Below are 4,483 nucleotides of genomic sequence, written 5' to 3' on the forward strand. Positions count from 1 at the left end.
CTCACCCGGACGCAGCTTGCGGTAGATGTCCAGCAACGCGTCGTCCTGGCCCGCCGTGTGGTCCTTCTCCAGCGTGGCGCGCATCGACTCGTACTGCCCGAAACGCTCCAGGATCGCGTCAGTGGTCCAGCCCAGAGCCTTGAGCAGAACGGTGACGGCCTGCTTGCGCTTACGGTCGATGCGCACGCCGACGCTGTCGCGCTTGTCGATCTCGAACTCCAGCCAGGCGCCCCGCGACGGGATCACCTTGCACCCGTACAGGTCCTTGTCGGAGGTCTTGTCGAGATTGCGCTCGAAGTAGACGCCCGGCGAGCGGACAAGCTGGGAGACCACGACACGCTCGGTGCCGTTGATGATGAAGGTGCCCTTCGGCGTCATGAGCGGGAAGTCGCCCATGAACACCGTCTGACTCTTGATCTCACCGGTGGTGTTATTGATGAACTCCGCCGTCACGAACATCGGGGCGGAGAAGGTCATGTCCTTGTCTTTGCACTCATCGACGGAGTACTTGGGCGGCTCGAACCGGTGGTCGCGGAACGACAAGGACATGGTCCCCGAGAAGTCCTCGATGGGACTGATCTCCTCGAAGATCTCCTCAAGACCCGACTGAATCGGGACGTCCTTGCGCCCGGCCTGCCGAGCCGCCTCGACCCGGGCCTTCCATTTCTCGTTCCCGAGCAGCCAGTCGAACGATTCGGTCTGCAGGGCAAGAAGATCAGGGACCTCAAGAGGCTCCTGGATACGCGAAAATGAGACGCGACGGGGACCAGCGGGTACAGCGGAGGCGTTGCGCGAGGCTGCCAACAGATGTCCTTCCGAGGGCTCGCGGCGGACTGACTACACGCACGCCAGACAACCTCGCAACGTGAGCAAGCGGAGCGGGTCGTCAGAGGGCAGCGCAAAGAGGCAGTGTAGCCGAACGGCACACGCCTGTCCACTTCGCTCTCGCTGCATGCTCCACGTTGGTCGCAGCATCGCCCGTTCGAGCGGAAACGTCAAGCCCGTAAGCCGGACTTTCCGCCGACTCAGGGGCCGGACGCTGGGTTTTCTCCCCTGTGTGATCGGACGCCTACCGTCAGGCCCAAGACGATACCCGCGAACGGGGACGGTTAACGCTCCGTCACACCGGGGGTCGAACCCATGCCGACAACCGGTGTAGCTGTGACTCAGTTACCCGCCGGCTTGGCATCGCTAAACCTCTTTTTTGGTAACAATTGAAGTTGGCGACTCGCCGGAGCCCTCAGGCGGTCCCGATCAGGGTCGACAGGTCGGCCACCAACCAGCGGGAATCTTGCCGGACCATGACGAACCTGGCCCGGTTCTTGCTCTGCTGAAACCTGCGCCCGCCCTTCCCGGTGATCTCCTTTTCCGTACCCATGTTGACGAAGAGGAGAACCTCTACCCGGTCGCCTTCCGCGACCTCCACGCCGCCGTCGGCGACGGACGCCGTCTGCACCGTCCTCTCGGCCTTCACCTTGGCCACCAGCCCGGCCGACAGCTGCTTGTAGTGCTTGGCCAGCTCCCCCGTGGTGTGCCCCGTCGCCCTGGCGAGGTCCTGCTCGACCGTGCGGTAGTCGTACGACAGCAGGTCCGGTGCCAGCTCACGGGCGGCGGCCAGCGCCTCCTGCCCCGCCTCCTCGTCGGACCGCATGGCGTGCGCGTCGTACCAGAACACCCCCGACGCCGCGCCGAGGCCGAGCGCCAGGACCAGCAGCGCGATCACGACCGCCCTCAATTCACCTGCACCGCCTTCGACACCAGCCAAGCCCCCTCGACCTTGGTCATGTCCATCGACCAGCGGTAGAACCCGTCCTGCTGGGGTGTCTTGCCGCCCTCCTTGCGGATCTCCACGTCGGCCACGACCAGCACCCTCGCGGTGACCCCGGTCATCGACACCATCGCGGCGGCGCGCACCACGCCGTGCTGGACCACCTTGTCCTTCACCGTTTCGGACTTGAGCGCGGCGGCGCCGGCCGCGTACTCCTGCCTGGCCAGACCGGTGGAGGTGGCCAGCAGGCGGTTCAGGTCAGCGTCGACGGTCTTGTAGTCGAGCGTGAGCAGGTTGATCGCGTGCTCGCCCGCCACCCGCAGCGCGGTCCGCCGGTCGTCGGCCCTGGCCTGCTCGGCGACGTCCTGCTGGCGCAGGAACACCACCGCCGCGCCGAGCAGCACCACGACCAGCACGAGCACGCCGATCAGGACACGGGGTGACCTGGGCGCGGGTTCGTCCACGTACGCTCACCTCTCCGGCTCGGTCGCCGGGATGATAACCCGCCAGACGCTCCCACAGCCCGGAAAACAACCGAGGCGACATGAGAGTCAGGTACGGGATGGAACGTGCCCTCCAGGGCTATCTGACGCCGTGGAGGTGCTCGTTTACCAGGCGGGGATACTCCTCCAGCCAGTTACGGCCGCGATCGTCCACGAACGACCCCGCCGGCGGGATGACCCCGTTGGCGGCCAGCCACGTGCCGGGCGGGCGCTGGGTGCGGCGGATCCCGTTGCCGGTGGGCATGAGCTGCGGCGGGATCGGCGGCAGCGCGCCGGGGTCGTGCCCGAGCTGCGCCTCGGCCTCCAGCTCGGAGACGTCCTTCTCCTCCGACATGCCGATCGGGCCGTGCTTCCTGGCGTTCAGGAACTGCCGCACGACGGGCTCGTCGCTGGACAGCAGCATCTCGCGCGGGCCGAACATGACCAGCTCCCGCCGGAACAGCAGCCCGATGTCGTCGGGCACCGTACGGGCGGTGTTGATGTCATGCGTGACGATCAGGAAGGTCGCCTCGATCTCGGCGTTGAGGTCCACGATGAGCTGGTTCAGGTACGCGGTCCGTACCGGGTCCAGGCCCGAGTCCGGCTCGTCGAACAGGATGATCTCCGGGTCGAGCACCAGCGCCCTGGCCAGGCCAGCCCGCTTGCGCATGCCGCCGGAGATCTCGCCGGGCAGCTTGGTCTCGGCGCCGAGCAGGCCGACCAGTTCCATCTTCTCCAGGACGATCTGGCGGATCTGGGTCTCGGACTTCTTGGTGTGCTCGCGCAGTGGGAAGGCGATGTTGTCGTACAGGCTGAGCGAGCCGAACAGCGCCCCGTCCTGGAACAGCACCCCGAACAGGCGGCGCAGCTCGTAGAGCTTGTTCTCGTCGCAGTTGGCGAGGTCGTGGCCGTCGATCCAGATGTGGCCGCGGTCGGGGCGCAGCAGCCCCACCAGCGTCTTCAGGAACACCGACTTGCCGGTGCCCGAGGGGCCGAGCAGGACCGAGATCTCACCGGCGGGGAGCGTGAGGGAGACGTCCTCCCAGATCACCTGCCGGCCGAACGACTTGGTCAGTCCGTCGACCACCACTTCGACGCCCACCGGTCACCGCCCTTTTGGTGTGATTTCAAGCACACCGTAGCGAGGATCGATGGAATTGGAACCCGTTCCAATAACTTGTTACTCCGCGGTTACTCTTCGGTATCGGCGATGGCCCGCAGGGCCGGCCGCAGGATCCGCGCGATGTCCTTCTGGGACGCCGCCCTCAGCTCGTCGAGCTCCAGGAGCTGGTGCCCGACCGTCACGCCCAGCATGATCGTCGTCAGGAGCGCGGCGCGCAGCCGCGCGTCGTCGCCGGTGATCGATTCGGCGACCTGAGCGATCTGACGGCTCAGCACCGCGCGGGCCTCCACTGCGGCCTCTGGGTGCGTGAGCATCGAGCGCATCATGGCCAGCGAGCTCTGCGGCAGCTCGCCCATCTTGAGGCCCAGGCTGTCGACGAGCTGCTCGACCAGCTCGTCGGTGTCCCCGTGCGCCGCCAGGGGCGGGGCGACCCGCACGGCCGCGCTGAACAGGCCCTGCTTGCTGCCGAAGTACTGCATGACCAGTGCCGGGTCGACCGCCGCGGCCTTGGCGACGGCCCGGATGGTGGTGCGTTCGAAGCCCAGCTCGGCGAAGAGGCTCCTGGCCGAGGCCAGGATGCGTTCCTCGGTCCTGCGGCGTCTCTGCGCCCGTTCGGTCACGGCGTTCACTCTACAGGCGTTGACCGTATTGGTTTTTTGGCTCTACGCTTGTTGAGTGGATATTTCGGAGATCGTCGCCGCGTACCATGCCGCGATGTTGCACAAGTCGGCCGACGAGCTGGCCGGCCTCTACGCCCCCGACGGGCTGCACGAGTTCCCGTTCGGCGGGATGCCGCCGTTCACCGGACGGGAGGAGATTCGCGCCGGATATACGCGGATGTGGGGGGCGATGACGGCCGTCGTCACCGAGATCCGGGACGTGGTCGTCCGCCGGACCACCGACCCTTCGGAGGTCGTGGTCGAGCAGACGGCCGTGGTCTCGGTGGGCGGGCGGGAGGTGGGGGTGCCGGGGCTGCTGATCCTGCGGGTCAGGGACGGGATGATCGTGCACGCTCGCGACTACATGGACACCGCGGCCGTGCAGCGGGTACGCGCCGCCTGAGCGGCGCGGACCCGGCGGTCATCCTTGTGGTGAGGTCATGGCCGTCAT

General features: G+C 66.9%; 5 protein-coding genes and 1 pseudogene. 1 reads left to right on the top strand and 5 read right to left on the bottom strand.

What is annotated here, in order from left to right; genetic code table 11:
* The 5 genes and pseudogenes from KME77_RS01170 to KME77_RS01190 form a co-directional block, all read right to left on the bottom strand.
* Nucleotides 1–804: pseudogene (locus KME77_RS01170) on the bottom strand (DNA-directed RNA polymerase subunit beta); the annotation flags it as partial.
* Nucleotides 805–1,240: 436 nt separating this feature from the next.
* Nucleotides 1,241–1,735: an Rv1363c family protein gene (locus KME77_RS01175; protein ID WP_219460506.1), complete on the bottom strand. Its 495-nt coding sequence runs from the start codon at nt 1,733–1,735 to the stop codon at nt 1,241–1,243.
* Nucleotides 1,732–2,232 carry an Rv1363c family protein gene (locus KME77_RS01180; RefSeq protein ID WP_219460509.1) on the bottom strand — a complete coding sequence of 167 codons (501 nt, stop codon included), beginning with the start codon at nt 2,230–2,232 and terminating at the stop codon, nt 1,732–1,734. The genes KME77_RS01175 and KME77_RS01180 overlap by 4 nt, the downstream gene beginning before the upstream one ends.
* A 118-nt stretch (nt 2,233–2,350) precedes the next feature.
* The gene (locus KME77_RS01185) at nt 2,351–3,352 is read right to left on the bottom strand and encodes an ABC transporter ATP-binding protein (RefSeq protein WP_219460512.1); all 1,002 of its coding nucleotides are present in this window, start codon (nt 3,350–3,352) and stop codon (nt 2,351–2,353) included.
* 89 nt (nt 3,353–3,441) lie between these two features.
* Nucleotides 3,442–3,993: a TetR/AcrR family transcriptional regulator gene (locus tag KME77_RS01190; RefSeq protein WP_219460514.1), complete on the bottom strand. Its 552-nt coding sequence runs from the start codon at nt 3,991–3,993 to the stop codon at nt 3,442–3,444.
* 55 nt (nt 3,994–4,048) lie between these two features.
* On the opposite strand from KME77_RS01190, the gene KME77_RS01195 reads away from it, so the two are divergent.
* Nucleotides 4,049–4,435: a nuclear transport factor 2 family protein gene (locus KME77_RS01195; protein ID WP_219460517.1), complete on the top strand. Its 387-nt coding sequence runs from the start codon at nt 4,049–4,051 to the stop codon at nt 4,433–4,435.
* Nucleotides 4,436–4,483: the final 48 nt, after the last annotated feature.

This window comes from Nonomuraea rhizosphaerae, assembly GCF_019396405.1.
Classification (GTDB): domain Bacteria; phylum Actinomycetota; class Actinomycetes; order Streptosporangiales; family Streptosporangiaceae; genus Nonomuraea; species Nonomuraea rhizosphaerae.